Here is an 18,580-nt window from a genome sequence, read left to right as displayed (position 1 = left end):
GTCTTCAGGCATCGGCCGTGAGGCTCCGAGCCGGTAGTGCCAACGGCTGGGGGCCGGGTCAGACTTTCGGCCGGTCCCGTGGCGGCGCTCCATCCCTACGCTGAGGGGGTGAGCAATCCACTGCGGCCCCTGCTGGAGGAACCTCGGCCCTCGGCCCCACCGGCCCGGGTGTGGCGGGACTGGGCGCTGCTGGCGGTCGTGACGGTCACCGGGGTGCTGGAGGGTGTCCTGCGTGAGGACATGCCGCTACCGGTGCTGTCGGTGGTGTTGACTGTCGGGCTGGCGCCGCTGCTGCTGTGGCGACGTACCCACCCGCTCGCCGTGGTCGCGGCCGCCTTCGGCGTGACCGCGGTCGTGGACGTCGGCCTGATCGCAACCGACGCACCGGCGCTCGACAGCTACACGATGCTCTACTTCCTGCTGCTGCCCTACTCACTCTTCCGGTGGGGTTCCGGGCGAGAAGCGATGGCGGGCCTGGCGATCATCCTGGTCCCGGCCACCATGGCGCTCGTCGTCAGCTGGACCGGGCTGGCCGAAGCGATCGGCGGCGTCGCTGTCCTGTTGTCCGCCTTCGCCCTGGGCTGGGCCGTGCGTTCCCAGCACGGCGCCCGGGAGCGACGGATGGAGCAGGTGAAGTCGGAGGAGCGGGTCCTGCTGGCGCGCGAGCTGCACGACACGGTCGCCCACCACGTCTCTGCGATCGCCGTGCAGGCCCAAGCAGGCCGCGCCCTCGCGGCGACCAGCCCCTCGTCGCCGCTCGAGGCGCTGGAGGTGATCGAGGTGGAAGCAACGCGCACGCTCGCGGAGATGCGGGCGATGGTCCGCGTGCTGCGCAACGAGGCGCCCGTCGACTACGCCCCGCAGCCCGGTGTTGCCGACCTCGAGCGGCTGTCCGGGGCATCGCCCGCCGGTCCGCGGGTGGAGGTGACGGTCTCGGGTGACCTGTCCGCCCTCCCGGCGGCGATCGACGCCGCTGTCTTCCGGATCGCCCAGGAGGCGGTCACCAATGCCCGGCGGCATGCCCGGAGCGCCACCCTGATCGACGTGCGCGTCGCCGGCGACCAGTCGACGGTCAGCCTCGTCGTCCGCGACGACGGTGACCCGAGCCCGGCCGGCCCCGCCCCCGAAGCGGGGTTCGGGCTCACCGGGATGATGGAACGAGCGCTGCTCCTGGGTGGGTCCTTCCGGGCAGGTCCCTGCCCCGGTCGCGGCTGGGCCGTCAGCGCGACACTGCCGCGGCAGGTGTCGGCGTGAGCATCCGGGTGCTGGTCGCCGACGACCAGGATCTCGTGCGGACCGGGCTGCGGCTGATCCTCGGCACCCTGGACGGCATCGAGGTCGTGGGGGAGGCGCGCGACGGGCAGGAGGCGGTGCGGCTGGCCCGCGAGCTCCGTCCCGACGTGTGCCTGATGGACATCCGGATGCCCGTCCTCGACGGCGTCGAAGCCACCCGTCTGCTGGCCGGACCGAGCGTCGAGGACCCGGTCGCGGTCGTCGTGATCACCACCTTCGACCTCGACGAGTACGTGCACGGTGCGCTGTTGGCCGGCGCCACCGGCTTCCTGCTGAAGGACGCCGGACCCGAGCTGCTCGGCGAGGCGATCCGGGCGGCCACCCGAGGTGACTCGCTCATCTCGCCCAGCATCACCCGCCGGCTGCTGTCGACGTTCGCGGGCACGGCCCGGGCAGCACCTCCCGCCCAGCCCCTCGAGCCGCTCACCGAACGCGAGGAGCAGGTGCTGCTCACCATCGCGCGGGGTCGCACCAACGCGGAGATCGCCGCCGAGCTGCACATCAGCCTCAGCACGGTGAAGACCCACATCGGCAGCCTCATGGCCAAGCTCGGCGCCCGGAACCGGGTGGAGGTCGCGATGTGGGGCTACGAGAACGGCCGGGTCCGGGAGTAGGGGCCGGCCTCGTACGGCGTGCCGCGGTGATGTCGCTCAGACGTCCCCGCGCTGGGACCTCCGCGCCCGCAGGGTGACCGGTCTGCACGCTGAGCCGACCCACCACGAAACGGCGGTGTCCGGAACGCGCCGAGGAGTTCCGGACACCGCCGCCCGTGCGGGTGACTACTTGACCTCGGAGCGGCGCAGGGAGAGCAGCCCGACGACGAGGGGGACGACGATCCAGATCATCGTGGTCGAGCCGAGCATCGCCCACTCCTCAACGGTGTTCGTGGCGCCGTCGAAGAGCACCACCTGCGTGTCGTTCCAGTCGATCCACGGCTGCAGGTCCTCGAACCACGGGCGTACCTGGGCCAGGAGGACGAGGATGCCCGGCATGACCAGGGAGACGACGAAGTAGCCCACGATCGCGGCCGCGGAGTTGCGCAGCACGACACCGAGGGTGAAGCCGACGGCCATGCCGACCAGGTCGCCGAGCACCATCTGGGGCGCCATGGACAACGACACGTCCCACACGGTGTCGACGCCGGCGAGTGCGGAACCGGCCACGTTGCCGAGGGCGCCCACCGCGAAGGCGACGGCCATCGAGCCGAGGCCCACCAGGAGGGTCGCGATCGCCTTGGCGCCGATCACGCGGCCGCGGCTCGGCACCAGCGTGAACGTGGTGAGCCCGCTGCGCTGGCTCCACTCACTCGTGACGGCCAGGATCGCGATCATCGGCAGGATCACCGACATCGGGAACCCGATCGCCGTCGCGAAGCTCTCGTAGGTGACGGCGCTGTCGGGAGCGAAGACGAGGACCGCCCCGGTCGCGATGACCGACAGGACGCCGATGCTGACGAGCATCCAGAAGCCGGAGCGGGTGTTGAACATCTTGCGCAGCTCGACCTTGACGAGTCGGGTGATGGGGATGGGCTGGGCGGTCCGGCGGACCGGTGCGGCCTCCGTGGTGGACGCCGGAGGGACGATCGCGGCGGTCATGCTGCAGCTCCATCGCGTTGGGTGCCGGCAGTGAGCGACAGGAACATGTCCTCGAGGCCGGCGCTCTCGGCGTACCGGAGCTCGGTGAGGGCGATGCCGGCGGTCAGGGCCACGGCCCCGACTCGGGCGGGGTCGGCGTCGGTGCGGACCGAGCCGTCGCTGGTGAGCGTGCTGGGGATTCCGGCCTGCTCGAGTGCGTGAGCGAGGTCGCGCGGTGACGTCGAGCGGGCGAGCGTCCCGGCGGTCGTGAGGAGCTCTTCCTTGGTGCCGGCTGCGACGATCTTGCCGTTGCCGATGACGACGAGGTCATCGGCGATGACCTCGATCTCGTGGAGCAGGTGCGAGGACAGCAGCACGGTGCCGCCCCGGCCGGCGAAGCCCGTCAGCAGGTCGCGCATCCACCGGATCCCTGCGGGGTCGAGCCCGTTGGCGGGCTCGTCGAGGATCAGCACCTGGGGGTCTCCGAGGAGTGCCGTGGCGATACCGAGCCGCTGGCGCATGCCGAGGGAGTAGTTGCGCACCCGGCGCCTGGCCTCGGTGGGTGTCAGGCTCACCCGCTCGATCATCTCGTCGACCCGGGTGCGGGGCAGGCCCATCGTGGCGGCGGCGACCGCGAGGATCTCGCGTCCGGTGCGGCCGGCGTGCTGCGCGGAGGCGTCCAGCAGGACGCCCACCTCGCGGCCGGGGTTGGGGAGGTCGGCGAACCGTTCGCCGTTGATGGTCGCGGAGCCGGATGTCGCGGCGGTCAGACCGACCATCACGCGCATCGTGGTGGACTTGCCGGCGCCGTTCGGACCGAGGAAACCGGTCACGCGGCCGGGCTGGGCTGTGAAGGAGACGTCGTCGACCGCGGTGAAGCCGGCGTACCTCCGGGTCAGGGACTCGACTGTGATCATGGCTCAACCCTGGCCGCATCGCATCGTGCGCGTATCGGTTCGATGGCCAGTGTTGTCCTGACCGAAAGTACGGGCCGGGACCGTGCCTTCGGTCGATCTCGGGAACGTGACGCATCCCCACATTCGCCACAGTGCACGTCTCGAAGCGGCGCGCACTCACCGGAGGCCCGGGACCGGTACGTCGGGGCACCGACAGCGGGTCAGGCCGATGTGGTGCGCACCAGGGTGACGCCACCGTCCACGACGAGAGTGTGGCCGGTGATCCAGGCCGCCTCCTCGCCGAGGAGGAAGGCGACGGCGCCTGCGACGTCGTGGGGCACGCCCAGGCGCTTGAGCGGGTACGCGGCGGCGACCCGGTCTTCGCGGCCTTCGTACAGCACGGTCGCGAACTTCGTCTTGACCACGGCTGGAGCGACCGCGTTCACGCGGATGGCCGGGCCGAGCTCGACCGCGAGCTGGGCGGTCAGGTGGGCCAGCATTGCCTTGCTCGCGCCGCACATGCCCAGGCCGGGGGCATGCCTGATCCCGGACACCGACGTCACGTTGACCACCGCACCTCCGTGCTGCTCCATCCATGCGGCGTAGGCGTGCTGGACCCACGACAGCGCGGCGAGGCCGTTGACCTCGACGACCTTGCGGGCCTTGTCCAGGGGGACCTTGACCAGGGGGCCGTACGCCGGGTTCGCTCCGGCGTTGTTCACCAGCAGGTCGACGCTGCCGAAGTGTTCGACCGCACGCTCGACCACCACCGCCTGGTGGTCGGTGTCCGCCGCATCCCCGCAGATCCCGATCGCCCGGTCGCCGCGGCCCAGAGCGGCGGTCGCCCGATCGAGGGAGTCGGAGTCTCGACCCGTGAGGACGACGCGTGCGCCGCCCTCGACGAGCCGCTCAGCGATTGCGAGGCCGATGCCGCGGCTCGCGCCGGTGATGATCGCGGTCTGTCCACGAAAGCCAGAGGTCATGCTGCATGGTCCACCACGGTTCACCAGGTCTTAAGTGATCGAGGAGGTGATAAACCGCACACGAGTTCAGGCTGCGAAGTGAACTAGCGTTCGAAGTCATTAGGTGGCAGAGATGGCCTTGTGCCGTCGACGGATCGAGGGAGACGACGTGGGATCAGTGACCGTGGAGGCGCCGGTGGAGGTGGACGCCGTCGGGACCCGGGCGACGACGGTGGCCGTGGCTGTTCGGTATGACGACCTGGGTGCATCCGGACACGTGAACAACGTCGCCGCGGTGAGGATCATCGAAGAGGCTCGGCGCACCTTCCTCGGCCGCCCGGCGACACCCGGCGCCGCCGGCGGAGTGCTCGACCTCGTGCCTGAGCATGTGCGTCACTTCGTCCGGCGGCAGGACGTGGAGTATCGCGCGGAGCTCTGGTACCAGGCGGCGCCCTTCCTCGTCGCGATGGAGGTGATCGCCGTCGGCAGGACGTCCGTCCGGATGCGCAGCGAGATCCGAACCTCCGCCACGACCCGGCCGGCCGTCGTCGCCGAGACCGTGCTGGTCCTTGCCGATTCGAGCACCGGCCGGACCTGGCCGATCCCGCCCGACACGGCCGAGCTCCTCGTGGCTCAGCCGACCGCGGGGGGCGGCCGCCTCCTGACGAGGCGCGGGCAGCGTTGACGCAGACGGCTACCGCCGCGACCGCGCCGGTCCGCCTCGAGGCCGTCGTCCGGCTCGCTCGGCGAGGATCTCCTCCGCGCACGCCCGGCATGCCAGGGGCCCGCCGGGCGTGAAGGCCAGCTCGTGGAAGTTCTTCCACAGATGTGCCGGCTGGCCGCAGGCGGTGGTCGTGGAGCCGATGCGTCGCGCATGCCGCAGGCCGTGCGGGACCCAGACCAGGTCGAAGTCGTTGACCTCCTGGGTCCGGTGCGCCGTGGACACGATCCACGGTCCCGACAGGTCTGACGCGTGGCAGGCGCACGCGTGAGCGGCGCTGAGGTCGGACAAGGACCTCACCCCCTCGCCACGCAGCAGCAGAAGAGAATGCGTGATTGGTTTGCCATGGACTCACTCTCGCTTTCGACAGCGTGTTCTGCCATCATATGTTAGTCACGGTTAGGAATCGACGCCAGTCAAGATCGGGAGGATTCAGGAATGTCGGAGTACGACGTCGTGGTGGTAGGAGCCGGCCTCGCTGGTCTGGCGGCGGCGCGGGACCTCGCGGCCGCGGGGAAGCGGGTCGTCGTGCTCGAGGCCCGGGACCGGGTGGGTGGGCGCACCGACCACGCCGTCACCCGCGCCGGCGTCCTCGAGATGGGCGGCCAGTGGGTCGGCGGCAGCCAGACCGAGGTGCTCGCGCTGATCGAGGAGCTCGGCCTGGAGACCTTCCCCCAGTACGACGAGGGCCAGCGGGTCACCGTCGTCCAGGGTTCGGAGAGCCACCGCGTCCAGGAGGCCCCCACGATCTCGGCGACGGGAGGCGCCGCGCTCGCCGCCGTCATCGACCGGCTCGACCAGATGGCGTCGACGGTGTCGCTGTCGTCCCCGTGGCTCACGGCCGAGGGCGACCTCTGGGACTCGATGACGTTCGAGTCGTGGCTGACCGCCGAGGTCGAGGACGCCGAGGCGCTGCAGTACCTGCGGGTGCTCGTGCCCACGATCTTCAGCGCCGAGACGTTCGAGCTCTCGCTCCTGCACTTCCTCTTCTACGTGAAGTCGGCCGGTTCGCTCGGCATGCTGATGGGCATCCGGGGAGGAGCGCAGGAGAGCCGGGTGCTCGGCGGCTCCCACCGGATCTCGGAGCGGATGGCCGAGGACCTCGGCGACGCCGTGCGTCTGGGCGTCCGCGTTCACACGATCCGGCACGACGACCTCGGGGTGCGCGTGTCGTACGACGGAGGAGAGGTCACCGCCGAGCACGCGATCGTCACGCTGCCGCCGACGCTGGCCGGCCGGCTGCGCTACGAGCCGGCGCTGCCGCCGGTGCGCGACGGGTTGACCCAGCAGGTGCCCATGGGCAGCGTCATCAAGGTGCACGTCGTCTACGAGCGGCCGTTCTGGCGGGAGGCCGGCCTCAGTGGCCAGGCCTTCAGCACGCAGGACCCGCTCGCCGTCGTCATCGACAACACCCCGCCGGGCACCGACCACGGTGTCCTGCTGGGGTTCTTCGAGGGCGCACACGCCCGGCCGCTGAGCGAGAAGTCACCGGCGGACCGCGAGAAGCTCGCCGTGGACTGCCTGGTGAAGTACTTCGGCCCCGAGGCGGCGGAGCCGCTGGAGTACGTCGAGAAGGACTGGTCGGCCGAGGAGTACAGCCGCGGCTGCTACGGCGGCCGTCTCGGCGCCGGCGTGTGGACGCAGTACGGGCCCGCCCTCGCGGCACCGGTCGGCCGCATCCACTGGGCCGGCGCGGAGTCTGCCGAGGTGTGGAACGGGTACATGGACGGCGCCGTCCGGTCCGGTCGTCGCGCCGCCGCGGAGGTCCTCGCCTGAGTCCCCGGGCGGCGCGAACCGATAGCATCAGGCGCCCGACGGGACGAGAGGACGATGCATGCCGGACACGGAGGTCCAGCGCAGGCCGCGCAACCGAAAGCAGCTCATCGTCACCGCGGCCGCCAAGCAGTTCGAGCGGCGCGGCTACCACGACGCGTCCATCGGTGACATCGCCGGGGACGTCGGGATCACGGGCCCGGCGCTCTACCGCCACTTCCGCGGCAAGCACGAGCTGCTGGTGGCCGCGATCGAGCGGGAGATCGAGCAGCTGGAGACGTCGTACCGGGATCCCGGCCGCGGGGTGGTCGAGCTGCTCGCGGACGCCGCGCGGATCAACCTGCGTCCGAACCGGGCGGACGCGCTGTGGGAGCGCAACCAGATGTTCCTGGAGCCTCCCCAGCGCGACGCCCTCGGCCGACGGTACGACGCCGCGCTCCAGCCGCTGCGCCAGGCGATCGCCGACGCCCGTCCTGAGCTGAGCGAGCGCGACCTGACCATCATCACCTGGGCCACTCACGGCGTGATCAGCAGCGGTCGGGCGTTCGAGTGGCCCAAGCTGGACCGTGACCGGGCCGGCGTGCTGATGGCCGAGGCCGCGACGGCCGTCACGGCCGTGCCGGGACCCCTCGTGCCCGAGGACGTGACGTGGAGCGATGCGTCCGGCCGCGGCCACCTGCTTCCGGCTTCGCGCCGCGAGGCCGCCTTGGTCTCGGCGGTGGAGCTGTTCGCCGCGCGCGGGTTCCAGGCCGTCGGGATGGACGACATCGGCGCCGCCGCGGGTATCTCCGGCCCGACGCTCTACCACCACTTCCCGGGCAAGACGGCCATCCTGGTCACGGTCATCATGCGGTGCCTCGAAGCGCTCTACTTCGACCTCGCTGCCGCCCTGGGGAGCACGGACGAGCCCGGGGAGGCGCTCGAGCTGACCCTGGCGTCGTTCGTCCGCATCAACGTGGCGCACGGCGACGCGCTCGGTGCCCTCGCGACCGAGGTGGTCAACGTCCCCGAGGACGAGCGGGCTCCTATCCGGCGCGTCCAGCAGGACTACGTCAACGAGTGGGTCGCGCTGCTCACCCAGGTCCGCACGGATCGGTCGGCCGCGGAGGCCGAGGCGCTGGTGCGCACCACGCAGTCGGTGATGAACATGCTGCGCAAGCACCTCCCGGCCGACCAGGGGACCTCCGGGAGGGCCCTCCTCGCCCTCGGCCGGGCCATGGTGGGCCTGGATCAGGCGTAGAGCGACTCGATCTCCGCGGCGTACTTCTCGTTGACGAGCTTGCGGCGCACCTTGGTGGTGGCGGTCAGCTCGTCGCCGTTCGCGTCCCAGTACGTCGGGAGCACCGTGTGTGCCCGCACCTGCTCGACGCGGGAGAGCCGTTCGTTGCCCCGCGCGACGCCCTCGGCGACCGCGGCGAGGACCTGCGGGTCGCGTGCCAGGGCCTCGGGTCGCCGGTCCGTGATCTGGTGCTGCTCGGCGAACGCCTCGACCTGTTCGCGGTCAAGGACCAGCAGGGCGACCACGTGCGGGCGGCCGTCGCCGACAGCCACCACCGAGCCCAGCAGGGGAGAGGACAGCTTGACGGCGTTCTCGATGTTCGCGGGCGCCAGGTTCTTGCCCGAGGAGTTGATGATCATGTCCTTCTTGCGGTCGACGATCCGGACGTAGCCGTCGGCGTCGATGGTCGCGATGTCCCCGGTGTGCAGCCACCCGTCGGCGTCGATGGTGGCGGCGGTCTTCTCCGGGTCGTTGCGGTAGCCCCGCATCACGCCGCGGCTGCGCAGCAGCAGCTCGCCGTCGTCCGCGAGTCGCGCCTCCACCCCGGCCCGGGGCTGACCGACGGTGCCGATCCGGATCCGGTCCGGGTGGTTGCCGATGCCGGAGGCGGCGCTCTCCGTGAGCCCGTACACCTCGCACACCGGCACGCCGACAGCGAGGAGGAACTCCAGCGTCTCCGGAGCGATCGGCGCGCCCCCCGAGGTGGCGAACACCAGGGCGTCGACACCGAGCTTGGTGCGGGCTGCGGTCAGGACTGTCGCGTCGACCTCGGCGTACTCCTGGGCCAGGTCGGCCGGCACCGGTTCGCCCGCCAGCTCCAGCCGCGCCTTCCGCAAGCCGGTCTCGAGGGCGTGCTGCCCGGCGGACGATGCGAGCTCGTCCTCGAGCAGGGCCTTGAGCTTGTACCAGATCATCGGCACGCCCATGAACGTCGTGGGGTGGACGTCGGCGAAGGCGCGCAGGACGGAGCGACCGTCCGCGACGTCGGTGACCGTCGTCGCCGTGGCCATGGGCACGTAGTGCGCGGCGAACCGGTTCGCGAGGTTGGCGTCCGGGAGGTAGGAGATCACCCGCTCCTCGTCCACCTCCTGGGTGAACTCCCGCTGCTGCTCGGCCTTGGCGGCGACGGCGAACAGCAGGTTCGCGTGCGTCAGCTCGACCCCCTTGGGATCGCCCGTGGTCCCCGAGGTGTAGATCAGCGCGACCAGGTCCTCGCGATCGACGGCGCGCCAGGTCGCCTCGAAGTCGAACGCCGGATCGGCGGACTCGACGAGCGCGTCGAGCGAGAGGAGGTCGGTGGCGCTGTCGTCCACGCACACGACGTGGGTGAGCGGGTGGTGCACCGCCGCCTGCCGGATGGTGTCGGCGAACCGCTGCTCGCAGATGGCGACCCGGTTGCCGGCGCTGTCGAACAGCGAGGCGACCTGCTCGGGCGTGAAGGTGTTGTAGATCGAGAACGCCGTCGCGCCCAGGTGCATGACCGCGGCGTCGACCAGGTGGAACTCGGGGCGGTTGGTCAGCATGATCGCGACCGTGTCGCCGCGACGTACGCCGAGGGAGGCCAGGCCCGCGGCGATCCGGCGCACCCGGTCGCCGTACTCACCCCAGGTGATCTGGTCGCCGCTCTCCCACCTCCGCAGCGCGACCTCGTTCGGGCAGGCGGCGACCGTGGCCTGGAACACGGCGCAGAGGCTGGGCGCCTCGACGACCTCGGACAGCGACATCATGTCGGGCACCTGGCTCACTTCCCCTCGGCCTGGCGCTGCTTCTCCTGCTCGCGCCGCGCGAGGAACGCCTCGACGGCCCGGGCGTGGTCACCGGACGCGAAGCACTCCTTCTCGGTGGCGAGAGCGGTGTCGAGCACGAGGGTGGCCGTGTCGCGCAGGATCATGTTGAGCACCGCCTTGGTGCCCTGGACGGCCTTCACCGGACTGTCGGCGAGCCGCCGCGCCAGCGCGTGGGCCGACTCGAGCAGCTCCTCGGGCTCCACGACGTGGTTGACCAGGCCGATCCGCTCCGCCTCGGCGGCGCTCAGCTTGTCCCCGGTGAGGAGGTACTCCTTGGCACGCGACATGCCGACCAGCCACGGCCAGGCGATGACACCACCGTCGCCGGCCACCACGCCGACCGTCACGTGCGGGTCGGCAATGACGGCGCCCGAGGAGGCGTAGACGACGTCACACAGCAGCGCGATCGTGGCGCCGAGACCGATCGCCGGCCCGTTGACGGCGGCGATGACCGGCTGGGGGATCTCGAGCAGGTCGACGACGATCGAGCGTGCGTCCTTGAAGAAGGCGTCGAGCTCGTCGCCGGCCTGCATGCGGGGGCCCTTGAGGTTCCCGCCGGCGGAGAACGCCTTGCCGTTGCCCGTCAGCACCACCGCGCGGACGTCGTGGTCGCGGCGGATCTGCCGCCACAGGCTGATCAGCTCCCAGTGCAGGTCGTGGTTGATGGCGTTGAAGTCCTGCGGTCGGTCGAGACGGACCTCCAGGACGCCGTCCTGGAAGGAGGTCTCGAGCAGCTGGTAGTCGTACGTCGCGGGCATGCGGAGTCTCTCTGTCGTGGGGGTATCAGGCTGGGTGGGCGTCGGCACGCCAGAGCTGGAGCACTTGGCCGGACATGTGGGCCGTGTCGGGGGAGACCAGGTAGCAGACGGCGCTGGCGACCTCCTCGGGGGTGCCGATCTTGCGGAGGACCCCCCGCTCCCGCTCGGGCTGCTCGCTGAGCCGCATCCGGGCCCGTCCCGTGGCGATGATCCCGGGCGCGACGCAGTTGACGCGGATGCCCTCGGGCGCCAGGTCGTTGGCGAGGCAGCGGGTGTAGTGCATGACGGCGGCCTTGGTGACCGCGTAGTGGGCGTACGTGCCGCGGGGGTTGGCGACGACCCCGGTGACCGACCCCATCGTGACGATGGCAGGGGCCGTCGCACGACGCAGCGCCGGAAGGGCGGCCTGCACGGTCGTGATGGTGCCGTGCAGGTTGCGTCGCAGCACGTCGTCGAGCGCGTCGAGGTCGATGTCGGCGGCATTGTTCGCGTCGAACGCTCCCGAGCCGCCGCCCGCGTTGCACACCAGCGCGTCGAGGGCCGACCACTCCTCGGCGATCCGCGCCCCGAGCCCGGTCATGGCCGTCACGTCGGTGGTGCTGGCCTCGACCGCGATCGTCGGTACGCCGCACCGCTCGAGCTCCTCGACGACCGAGCAGTCGGCCTCGTCGAACTCGCGGTAGCCGTCGAAGTCGGTGTCGACCACGGCGACGGCGTAGCCCTCCTTGGCGAGACTCACGGCGATCTGCCGGCCGAGGCCGCGGGCGGCGCCCGTGACCAGTGCGGTGCGTGTCATCGCACACCTCCTGGGGTCGTGGTCGGTCGAGGGACCGGGGGGAAGGTCACAGCAGCTCGAGGATCGTGGCGTTGGCCATGCCGCCGCCCTCGCACATCGACTGCAGCCCGTAGCGGATGCCCCGGTCGCGCATGTGGTGGACGAGGGTCGTCATGATCCGGGCGCCCGAGCCGCCGATCGGGTGCCCGATCGCCATCGCGCCGCCGTTGGGGTTCATCGCCTCGTAGTCGGCGCCGGTCTCCCGGAGCCAGGCGAGGGTGACGGAGGCGAAGGCCTCGTTGATCTCGAAGACGCCGATGTCGTCGAGCGCGAGGCCGCTGCGCTTCAAGGCCTTCTCGGTCGCCGGGATCGGCCCGGTCAGCATGGTGACCGGGTCGGCGCCGGTGACGACCGCCGTGTGGACCCGGGCGATCGGGGTCCATCCCTGCGCTGCGGCGTGCTCGCTGGTCGTGACGAGCAGGGCTGCCGAACCGTCGGAGATCTGCGAGGCGTTGCCGGCCGTGATCGACCCGTTCTCGTCGAACGCCGGCGGCAGCGACGCGAGCTTGTCGATGGTGGAACCGCGGCGGACGCCCTCGTCAGTGTCGAAGGTGCGCGCAGAGCCGTCGTCGTCGCTGACCGTGACCGGCGTGACCTGGTCCTTGAAGCGACCCTCGTCGATGGCGTTGGCCGCCCGCGCGTGGGAGTCGAGCGCGTGCTGGTCCATCTCGGTGCGGGAGATGCCGAACCTCTCGGCGATCAGCTGCGCTCCGACTCCCTGGTGGAAGCGGAACCCGTCGTAGCGCTCCCAGACCGTCGGGCCGAACGGCAGCCCGTGCGACCCGTCCCCGACAGCGGCGCTCGCGGGGACGGCGCTCATGATCTCCACCCCGCCCGCCACGACGACGTCGTACTGGCCCGCGATCACACCGGCGGCCGCCTGGTGCACGGCCTGCTGGGACGACCCGCACTGCCGGTCGACGGTCACGCCGGGCACCGACTCCGGCCATCCGGCGGCCAGGACCGCGGCCCGGCCGACGCAGCCGCTCTGCATGCCGATCGGGATGCCGCAGCCCCAGATGACGTCGTCCACCGTGGCCGGGTCGAGGCCGGTGCGCTCGACGAGGGCGTTCAGGACGTGGGCCGAGAGGTCGGCCGAGTGCATCCGGGACAGCGAGCCGTTGCGCTTGCCCACGGGCGTGCGGACGGCGTCGACGATCACCGCGTCGCGCATCATCGGGACCCCGCGTCCACGGTGATGCACTGGCCGGAGACGTAGTTCATCTCCTGCAGGCAGAAGGCGTAGACGGCGCCGGCGGCCTCCGCAGGGGTGCCGGGCCTGCCGAGCGGGTTGGTGCGGGTGATGCTGTCCATCGCCGCCTGGCTGACGCCGGCGCGGACCTTGCGGCCCTCGATCTCGATGAACATGTCGTCGCCGGCGACGGCTTCCGTCATCCGGGTGAGGATGAAGCCGAAGGCGACGGCGTTGACGTTGACCTTGTAGCGCCCCCACTCCTTGGCGAGCGTCTTGGTCAGACCGATCACACCGGACTTGGCCGCGGCGTAGTTGGCCTGGCCGACGTTGCCGTAGACGCCGGACACCGAGGAGACGTTGACGACCTTGCGGTGGTGGTCCGTGGGGTTCGCCTTGATGTAGGGCTGGGCCGCCCGCAGGATGCGGAACGGAGCCGTGAGGTGCATGTCCAGGACGGTGTTCCACTGGTCGTCGGTCATCCGCTGGATGACGCTGTCCATGATGTAGCCGGCGTTGTTGACGATGATGTCGAGGCCGCCGAAGGTGTCGGTCGCGGTGCCGATGAACCGGTCGGCGAACTCGTGGTCGGTGACCGACCCGACGCAGGCGACCGCCTGACCGCCGGCCTCCAGGATGTCGGCGACGGTCTCCTTCGCGGGCGCCTCGTCGATGTCGTTGACGACAACGCTGGCTCCCTCGGAGGCGAGCTTGAGCGCGACCTCGCGGCCGATGCCGCGTCCGGAGCCGGTGACGATCGCGACCTTGTCCTGCAACGTGCTCATGAGTGCAACTTCCTCGGATCGGTTTCAGGGAGGGAGACGACGGCGCGGCCCTGCAGGGTCACGGTCCCGTCGGGGAGCTGGACGACGAGCTCGAGGTCGGCGCACCCGTCCTCGACCCGCGTCACGGTGGCGCGGCAGCACGGCGTGACGTTCACCGGCGTGATCGCGGTGAAGCGCACCTCGAAGGACCGCAGGCTCTGCTGCGGGACGTTGTCGGTGAGCAGCCGGCCGAGGTAGGCCATCGACAGCATGCCGTGGGCGAACACGTCGTCGATGCCCACCGCCCGGCACGCATCGATGTCGAGGTGCACAGGGTTGTGGTCGCCCGACGCGCCGGCGTAGAGCGCGAGGGCGGTGCGGGTGATGGTCGGGCACTGGAGCGTGAGAACCGCGCCGGGCGCGAGATCGGTCAGGGTCATCGGGCCGCCCTCGGGTCGCGCACGACGATCGTGCCGGTCAGGGTCGCGACCTCGGCGCCGTCGCGTTCGACGTGCGTGTCACGGATGATCAGCTCCAGCGCGCCGCCCTTCTTGGACTGCACGTCGACCACCTCCGTCCAGAAGGTCAGTGTCTCGCCGGCGTACGCCGGGGCGTGGTAGCGGAACGACTGGCCGCCGTGGAGGATCGTGCGGACGTCGATGCCGAGGTCGGCCAGGAACCGGCCGCGGTCGGGGTTGTCCATCTCCAGGCAGAACAGGAAGGTGGGCGGGACCGGGAGGTCCGGGTGCCCGGCCCGTGCTGCGGCCGTCACGTCCGTGTAGGCGGGGTCGGTCTGCCCGGTCGCCTCGGCGAAGAACCTCAGCCGGCCGCGCTCGGCGACCGTCGAGAACGCGGGCGTCCGGGTGCCGATGATGCTGCGATCGACGGGCATGGTCAGGAGAGCCTCTCGAGCAGGGTCACGACGCCGGCGGTGCCGAGGCCGAGGTTGTGCTGGAGGCCGACCCGCGCGCCGGGGACCTGGCGGTCGCCGGCCTCGCCCCGCAGCTGCCAGGTGATCTCCGCGGTCTGGGCGAGCCCGGTGGCGCCGAGCGGGTGGCCCTTGGACAGCAGGCCTCCGGAGGGGTTGGTGACGACCTGGCCGCCGTAGGTGTTCTGGCCGTCGGCGATGAACTTCTCGGCGCCGCCCTCGTCGCAGAGTCCCAGCGCCTCGTAGGAGAGCACCTCGTTGACCGTGAAGCAGTCGTGGAGCTCGACGACGTCGACGTCGGCCGGCTCGACGCCGGCGGCGGCGTAGATCTCCGCGGCCGCCCGGCGGGTCACGTCCTGGCCGACCAGCGTCATCGCGCTGCGGCTGTCGAAGACGTCGTCGGCGTCGGACTGCAGGGTCTGGGCGGCGATCGCGACCTGCGGCCGAAGGCCGTGCGCCCGGGCGAAGTCGTCGGAGCAGACGACGGCCGCGGCGGCGCCGCAGGTGGGCGGGCAGCACTGGAGCCGCGTCAGCAGGCCGGCGACGGTGGGGGAGGAGAGGACCTGCTCCGCGGAGACCGCGTCACGGAAGACGGCGAACGGGTTGTTGGCCGCGTGCTTGCGCGACTTCACCGAGACGGTGGCGAACATCTCCGGCCCCACGCCGTAGCGTTCGACGTACTCGGCACCGGCTGCCGCGAAGTACTGCGGCGTCATCGGCAGCTCCGCGTCGACCGGGTAGATGTCCTCGAGCGTGGCCTTGAAGTCGCTCAGGGGTGCGGGACGGTCGGTCCACTTCGCGCTCAGCGCGCCGGGGGGCATCTGCTCGAAGCCGACCGCGAGCGCGCAGTCGACCGCGCCGCTGGCCACGGCCTGACGGGCGAGCCAGAGTGCGGACGATCCGGAGGCGCAGTTGTTGTTCACGTTGAGCACGGGGACCCGGCTCTTGCCGAGCTGGTAGACCACGCGCTGCCCTGCGGTCGAGTCGCCGTAAACATAACCGGCGTACACCTGCTGCACGTCGGCGTACTGCACGCCGGCGTCCGTCAGCGCGGAGCGGGCGGCTTCGGCCCCCTGACTGTCGTAGGTCAGGCCAGCACTCGGCTTCGTGAACGGGACCATGCCAACGCCGGCGACGAGCACTCTGCGACTCATGTTTACCCTTCATTTGGTCTAACGAGGATTCACTTATAGGCAGGATGGCGCCGGGTTGTCAAGGGGAGGGAACGATTTCCCATGTAATTCACAGTTCGACTGCTGCCCGCAATCCTCGTTGCCCGCTCCATGCGAGAATCGACGGCACTCAAGCCGTGAAGTGCTCACCCCAGCCGGTTGGACGCCTTGACATCGCACCCAAGAAGTGAATTATGGTTAGAGTGAAGTCCTGAACAGACCCATCTCAGAACGATCCCTGGGGAGCCCCTCATGCTGCACACCGGTGACGCACCCTCCTACCCGATGCCGCGCGACGCCGCGCGCTGCCCGTTCGACCCCCCGGCGGAGCTGGCCGAGATCCGCGACGGCGAGGGCATCCGCCGGGTCCAGATCTGGGACGGCAGCCGGCCGTGGCTGGTCACCCGCCACGCGGACATCCGTGCGGTCCTCAGTCATCCGGCGATCAGCGCCGACATCGACAACGAGGGCTACCCGCACCAGTCGGCGGCGATCCGCGCCCGCCGGTCGCGGGCCAAGACCTTCTTCACCGCCGACGGCGTCGAGGAGCACGACGAGCCGCGCCGCGTGCTCGCGCGGGAGTTCACGGCCAAGCGGATGCAGTCGCTCCGCGAGGTCATCCAGGAGGTCACGGATCGCGCCATCGACGAGATGCTCGCCGGCGACAAGCCGGCCGACCTCGTCGAGAAGCTGGCGCTGCCCGTGCCCACGGTGATGATCTGCGACCTGCTGGGCGCTCCGGACGTCGATCATGCCCGCGTCCAGGACCTGACCAAGGTCTTCGTGGCCGCCTCGTCGACGCCGGCGGACACCACCGCCGCGGCGGAGGAGCTGCTCGACCTCATCGGTGGCCTCCTCGACGAGAAGGCCCAGGCGCCCGGCGACGACCTGCTCAGCCGGCTCGCCACCGAGCAGCTCGTGCCCGGCCTGCGCTCTCGCGAGGAGCTGTCCCGGATGGGCCTCCTGCTGCTCACCGCCGGCCACGAGACCTCGGCGAACATGATCGCGCTCGGCACGGCGGCACTGCTGACGAACCCCGACCAGCTCGCGCTGATCCGCGACGCCGAGGACCCCGCGGTGGCCGCCGGTGCGGTCGAGGAGCTGCTGCGCTACCTGACGATCGTGCACAGCGGCCTGCGCCGGGTGGCGGTGGAGGACCTCGAGGTCGGGGGCACCACGATCCGTCGCGGCGAGGGCGTCATCCTCGCGCTCGGCTCCGGCAACCGTGACGCGGCGGCCTTCGCCGACGAGGAGCACACCGACCCCGACCGCCTCGACCTCACGCGACCGGCCCGCCACCACCTCGCCTTCGGGTTCGGGGTGCACCAGTGCCTCGGCCAGCAGCTCGCCCGTGTCGAGCTGCAGGTCGTCTTCTCGACCCTGTTCCGCCGGGTCCCGACGCTCGCCCTTGCGCAACCGCTCGCCGACGTGCCGTTCAAGACGGACATGTCGATCTACGGCGCGCACGAGCTGCTCGTGACCTGGTGACGGAAGGAGTGACCCCATGAAGATCCACATCGACGAGGACAAGTGCGTCGGAGGCGGGCAGTGCGTGCTCGCTGCGCCGGAGGTGTTCGACCAGCGGGACGACGACGGCATCGTCGTGCTGCTGGACGACCAGCCGCCCACTGACCTGGACCACCAGGTCCGCGAGGCCGCCCTCCTGTGCCCGGCGCTCGCGATCACCCTCGAGGAGACCGCTCAGTGAGCTCATCGGCCGAGCCGGTGGTCCCCGGAGCCACCTCCGAGCTGACCGACTGGCTGGACGTGGTCCGCGTCGACGCGGACCGCTTCAGCGGTTGGTGCCACGGGGGAGCACCGCTGCGGGCGATGGGCGGCCTGGTCGCGGCGCAGGCGCTCATGGCCGCAGGCCACACCGTCGATCCCGGACACGCCGTCCACTCCCTGCACGGCTACTTCCTGCGCAGTGGTGACACCCGCCGCCCGGTCGAGTACGCCGTCGAGCGGCTGCGGGACGGGCGCAGCTACGACGCCCGCCGAGTGGTCGCCTCGCAGGCCGGCGAGCCGATCTTCACCCTGGCCGCCTCGTTCAAGGCGCCGGAGGGCGTGGACGCGGGCCCGGAGAGGCAGCCGGCGATGCCCGACGTGACACCGCCGGAGGACCTGGTCGACGCCTGGCAGGTGTGGTCGGAGATCCATCCGGTCTCCTACGAGATCTCGCCGTACGCGCACGTGACGGAGCTCCGCGTCGTCCCCGCCGAGGACGCCGTCCCCGGACGGGAGGGCGAGATCCTCCAGCACGTCTGGCTCCGCAGCTCGCACGCGCTCGACGAGGGCTCCCTGCTGCACGCGAGCGCGCTGACCTATCTCTCCGACATCAGCCTCGCCCAGACCGCCACCCTCGAGCACGACGTGCTCTACCCGCTGCGCCGGGACCCCTCCCGGCTGGCACTGGCCTCGATCGACCACGCGGTCTGGTTCCACCGGCCGTTCCGCGCCGACGAGTGGCTGTTGTTCGCGCAGCGCAGCCCTTCGGCCGGGGACGGCCGCGGCCTCAACCACGGCGAGTTCTGGACCCGCGACGGCGTCCTGGTCGCCTCGGCGGCCCAGGAATCGGTGCTCCGCAACGTGCGGACCCGCCCCTCGAACGATGCGGTCCCCGGGCCGCCGAACGGAAGGTGAGCA

General features: G+C 71.0%; 20 protein-coding genes. 8 read left to right on the top strand and 12 right to left on the bottom strand.

What is annotated here, in order from left to right; genetic code table 11:
* Window positions 1–108: 108 nt before the first annotated feature.
* Together ACFO9I_RS06070 and ACFO9I_RS06065 are read left to right on the top strand one after the other, a co-directional pair.
* The gene (locus ACFO9I_RS06070) at window positions 109–1,254 is read left to right on the top strand and encodes a sensor histidine kinase (protein WP_379178818.1); all 1,146 of its coding nucleotides are present in this window, start codon (window positions 109–111) and stop codon (window positions 1,252–1,254) included.
* Complete coding sequence (locus tag ACFO9I_RS06065) at window positions 1,251–1,907, top strand: response regulator (RefSeq protein ID WP_379178816.1); 657 nt, start codon at window positions 1,251–1,253, stop codon at window positions 1,905–1,907. Before ACFO9I_RS06070 ends, ACFO9I_RS06065 begins: the two co-directional genes overlap by 4 nt.
* Before the next feature lie 165 nt (window positions 1,908–2,072).
* Here ACFO9I_RS06065 and ACFO9I_RS06060 read toward each other — a convergent pair whose 3' ends face one another.
* The 3 genes from ACFO9I_RS06060 to ACFO9I_RS06050 all read right to left on the bottom strand — a co-directional run bounded on the left by ACFO9I_RS06060 (window position 2,073) and on the right by ACFO9I_RS06050 (window position 4,746).
* A complete protein-coding gene (locus ACFO9I_RS06060) occupies window positions 2,073–2,888 on the bottom strand; it encodes an ABC transporter permease (RefSeq protein WP_379178815.1) in 816 nt (271 codons plus the stop codon).
* Window positions 2,885–3,784 (bottom strand): ABC transporter ATP-binding protein, encoded by a 900-nt coding sequence (locus ACFO9I_RS06055; RefSeq protein WP_379178813.1) that lies wholly within the window; start codon window positions 3,782–3,784, stop codon window positions 2,885–2,887. The genes ACFO9I_RS06060 and ACFO9I_RS06055 overlap by 4 nt, the downstream gene beginning before the upstream one ends.
* A 200-nt stretch (window positions 3,785–3,984) precedes the next feature.
* A complete protein-coding gene (locus ACFO9I_RS06050; protein WP_379178811.1) occupies window positions 3,985–4,746 on the bottom strand; it encodes an SDR family oxidoreductase in 762 nt (253 codons plus the stop codon).
* Window positions 4,747–4,858: 112 nt separating this feature from the next.
* Here ACFO9I_RS06050 and ACFO9I_RS06045 point away from each other — a divergent pair, with 112 nt between their 5' ends.
* Complete coding sequence (locus tag ACFO9I_RS06045; RefSeq protein ID WP_379179392.1) at window positions 4,859–5,410, top strand: acyl-CoA thioesterase; 552 nt, start codon at window positions 4,859–4,861, stop codon at window positions 5,408–5,410.
* 9 nt (window positions 5,411–5,419) lie between these two features.
* Here the strand turns inward: ACFO9I_RS06045 and ACFO9I_RS06040 are convergent, their stop codons facing one another.
* Window positions 5,420–5,671, bottom strand: coding sequence for a hypothetical protein (locus tag ACFO9I_RS06040; protein WP_379178809.1), 252 nt, complete (start codon window positions 5,669–5,671; stop codon window positions 5,420–5,422).
* 213 nt (window positions 5,672–5,884) lie between these two features.
* Between ACFO9I_RS06040 and ACFO9I_RS06035 the strand changes: the two genes are divergently transcribed.
* Both ACFO9I_RS06035 and ACFO9I_RS06030 read left to right on the top strand, forming a co-directional pair.
* Window positions 5,885–7,222, top strand: coding sequence for a flavin monoamine oxidase family protein (locus tag ACFO9I_RS06035; protein WP_379178807.1), 1,338 nt, complete (start codon window positions 5,885–5,887; stop codon window positions 7,220–7,222).
* 58 nt (window positions 7,223–7,280) lie between these two features.
* Window positions 7,281–8,459 carry a TetR/AcrR family transcriptional regulator gene (locus ACFO9I_RS06030; protein WP_379178805.1) on the top strand — a complete coding sequence of 393 codons (1,179 nt, stop codon included), beginning with the start codon at window positions 7,281–7,283 and terminating at the stop codon, window positions 8,457–8,459.
* On the opposite strand, the gene ACFO9I_RS06025 is transcribed toward ACFO9I_RS06030, so the two are convergent.
* The 8 genes from ACFO9I_RS06025 to ACFO9I_RS05990 are packed head-to-tail and all read right to left on the bottom strand — an operon-like array spanning window position 8,450 to window position 15,916.
* On the bottom strand, window positions 8,450–10,243 hold the full coding sequence (locus ACFO9I_RS06025; protein ID WP_379178804.1) for an AMP-dependent synthetase/ligase: 1,794 nt from the start codon (window positions 10,241–10,243) through the stop codon (window positions 8,450–8,452). The two genes, ACFO9I_RS06030 and ACFO9I_RS06025, sit on opposite strands and share 10 nt — an antisense overlap.
* On the bottom strand, window positions 10,240–11,043 hold the full coding sequence (locus tag ACFO9I_RS06020) for an enoyl-CoA hydratase/isomerase family protein (RefSeq protein WP_379178802.1): 804 nt from the start codon (window positions 11,041–11,043) through the stop codon (window positions 10,240–10,242). Before ACFO9I_RS06020 ends, ACFO9I_RS06025 begins: the two co-directional genes overlap by 4 nt.
* Before the next feature lie 25 nt (window positions 11,044–11,068).
* Window positions 11,069–11,839, bottom strand: coding sequence for an SDR family NAD(P)-dependent oxidoreductase (locus tag ACFO9I_RS06015; RefSeq protein ID WP_379178801.1), 771 nt, complete (start codon window positions 11,837–11,839; stop codon window positions 11,069–11,071).
* A gap of 46 nt (window positions 11,840–11,885) precedes the next feature.
* A complete protein-coding gene (locus tag ACFO9I_RS06010) occupies window positions 11,886–13,052 on the bottom strand; it encodes a thiolase family protein (RefSeq protein ID WP_379178799.1) in 1,167 nt (388 codons plus the stop codon).
* A complete protein-coding gene (locus tag ACFO9I_RS06005) occupies window positions 13,052–13,855 on the bottom strand; it encodes an SDR family NAD(P)-dependent oxidoreductase (RefSeq protein WP_379178797.1) in 804 nt (267 codons plus the stop codon). The genes ACFO9I_RS06010 and ACFO9I_RS06005 overlap by 1 nt, the downstream gene beginning before the upstream one ends.
* Window positions 13,852–14,274 carry a MaoC/PaaZ C-terminal domain-containing protein gene (locus tag ACFO9I_RS06000; RefSeq protein WP_379178795.1) on the bottom strand — a complete coding sequence of 141 codons (423 nt, stop codon included), beginning with the start codon at window positions 14,272–14,274 and terminating at the stop codon, window positions 13,852–13,854. The genes ACFO9I_RS06005 and ACFO9I_RS06000 overlap by 4 nt, the downstream gene beginning before the upstream one ends.
* Window positions 14,271–14,726: a MaoC family dehydratase N-terminal domain-containing protein gene (locus tag ACFO9I_RS05995; RefSeq protein ID WP_379178793.1), complete on the bottom strand. Its 456-nt coding sequence runs from the start codon at window positions 14,724–14,726 to the stop codon at window positions 14,271–14,273. Before ACFO9I_RS05995 ends, ACFO9I_RS06000 begins: the two co-directional genes overlap by 4 nt.
* A gap of 2 nt (window positions 14,727–14,728) precedes the next feature.
* Window positions 14,729–15,916 carry a lipid-transfer protein gene (locus ACFO9I_RS05990; RefSeq protein WP_379178791.1) on the bottom strand — a complete coding sequence of 396 codons (1,188 nt, stop codon included), beginning with the start codon at window positions 15,914–15,916 and terminating at the stop codon, window positions 14,729–14,731.
* 270 nt (window positions 15,917–16,186) lie between these two features.
* Here ACFO9I_RS05990 and ACFO9I_RS05985 point away from each other — a divergent pair, with 270 nt between their 5' ends.
* From ACFO9I_RS05985 to ACFO9I_RS05975, 3 genes are read left to right on the top strand one after another with little or no spacing between them, the layout of a single operon-like run.
* Complete coding sequence (locus tag ACFO9I_RS05985) at window positions 16,187–17,422, top strand: cytochrome P450 (protein WP_379178789.1); 1,236 nt, start codon at window positions 16,187–16,189, stop codon at window positions 17,420–17,422.
* Between the two features lie 16 nt (window positions 17,423–17,438).
* Window positions 17,439–17,642, top strand: a complete 204-nt coding sequence (locus ACFO9I_RS05980; RefSeq protein ID WP_379178787.1) for a ferredoxin — start codon at window positions 17,439–17,441, stop codon at window positions 17,640–17,642.
* Complete coding sequence (locus tag ACFO9I_RS05975) at window positions 17,639–18,577, top strand: acyl-CoA thioesterase (RefSeq protein WP_379178785.1); 939 nt, start codon at window positions 17,639–17,641, stop codon at window positions 18,575–18,577. The genes ACFO9I_RS05980 and ACFO9I_RS05975 overlap by 4 nt, the downstream gene beginning before the upstream one ends.
* Window positions 18,578–18,580 lie beyond the last annotated feature (3 nt).

Origin of the sequence: Nocardioides sp. GCM10023255 (assembly GCF_042653125.1) — a bacterium.
Classification (GTDB): Bacteria; Actinomycetota; Actinomycetes; order Propionibacteriales; family Nocardioidaceae; genus Nocardioides.
The sequence above is the reverse complement of the archived record's forward strand: the minus strand, read 5'-3'. Positions and strand labels throughout refer to the sequence as shown.

Bases quoted from the DNA above. Each gene is read 5' to 3' on its own strand.
- ACFO9I_RS05990 (WP_379178791.1), bottom strand. From the start codon at position 15,916: ATGAGTCGCAGAGTGCTCGTCGCCGGCGTTGGCATGGTCCCGTTCACG.
- ACFO9I_RS06030 (WP_379178805.1), top strand. From the start codon at position 7,281: ATGCCGGACACGGAGGTCCAGCGCAGGCCGCGCAACCGAAAGCAGCTC.
- ACFO9I_RS05995 (WP_379178793.1), bottom strand. From the start codon at position 14,726: ATGCCCGTCGATCGCAGCATCATCGGCACCCGGACGCCCGCGTTCTCG.
- ACFO9I_RS06035 (WP_379178807.1), top strand. From the start codon at position 5,885: ATGTCGGAGTACGACGTCGTGGTGGTAGGAGCCGGCCTCGCTGGTCTG.
- ACFO9I_RS06060 (WP_379178815.1), bottom strand. From the start codon at position 2,888: ATGACCGCCGCGATCGTCCCTCCGGCGTCCACCACGGAGGCCGCACCG.
- ACFO9I_RS06045 (WP_379179392.1), top strand. From the start codon at position 4,859: ATGGCCTTGTGCCGTCGACGGATCGAGGGAGACGACGTGGGATCAGTG.
- ACFO9I_RS06055 (WP_379178813.1), bottom strand. From the start codon at position 3,784: ATGATCACAGTCGAGTCCCTGACCCGGAGGTACGCCGGCTTCACCGCG.
- ACFO9I_RS06050 (WP_379178811.1), bottom strand. From the start codon at position 4,746: ATGACCTCTGGCTTTCGTGGACAGACCGCGATCATCACCGGCGCGAGC.
- ACFO9I_RS06015 (WP_379178801.1), bottom strand. From the start codon at position 11,839: ATGACACGCACCGCACTGGTCACGGGCGCCGCCCGCGGCCTCGGCCGG.
- ACFO9I_RS06005 (WP_379178797.1), bottom strand. From the start codon at position 13,855: ATGAGCACGTTGCAGGACAAGGTCGCGATCGTCACCGGCTCCGGACGC.
- ACFO9I_RS05980 (WP_379178787.1), top strand. From the start codon at position 17,439: ATGAAGATCCACATCGACGAGGACAAGTGCGTCGGAGGCGGGCAGTGC.
- ACFO9I_RS05985 (WP_379178789.1), top strand. From the start codon at position 16,187: ATGCTGCACACCGGTGACGCACCCTCCTACCCGATGCCGCGCGACGCC.
- ACFO9I_RS06000 (WP_379178795.1), bottom strand. From the start codon at position 14,274: ATGACCCTGACCGATCTCGCGCCCGGCGCGGTTCTCACGCTCCAGTGC.
- ACFO9I_RS06010 (WP_379178799.1), bottom strand. From the start codon at position 13,052: ATGCGCGACGCGGTGATCGTCGACGCCGTCCGCACGCCCGTGGGCAAG.
- ACFO9I_RS06020 (WP_379178802.1), bottom strand. From the start codon at position 11,043: ATGCCCGCGACGTACGACTACCAGCTGCTCGAGACCTCCTTCCAGGAC.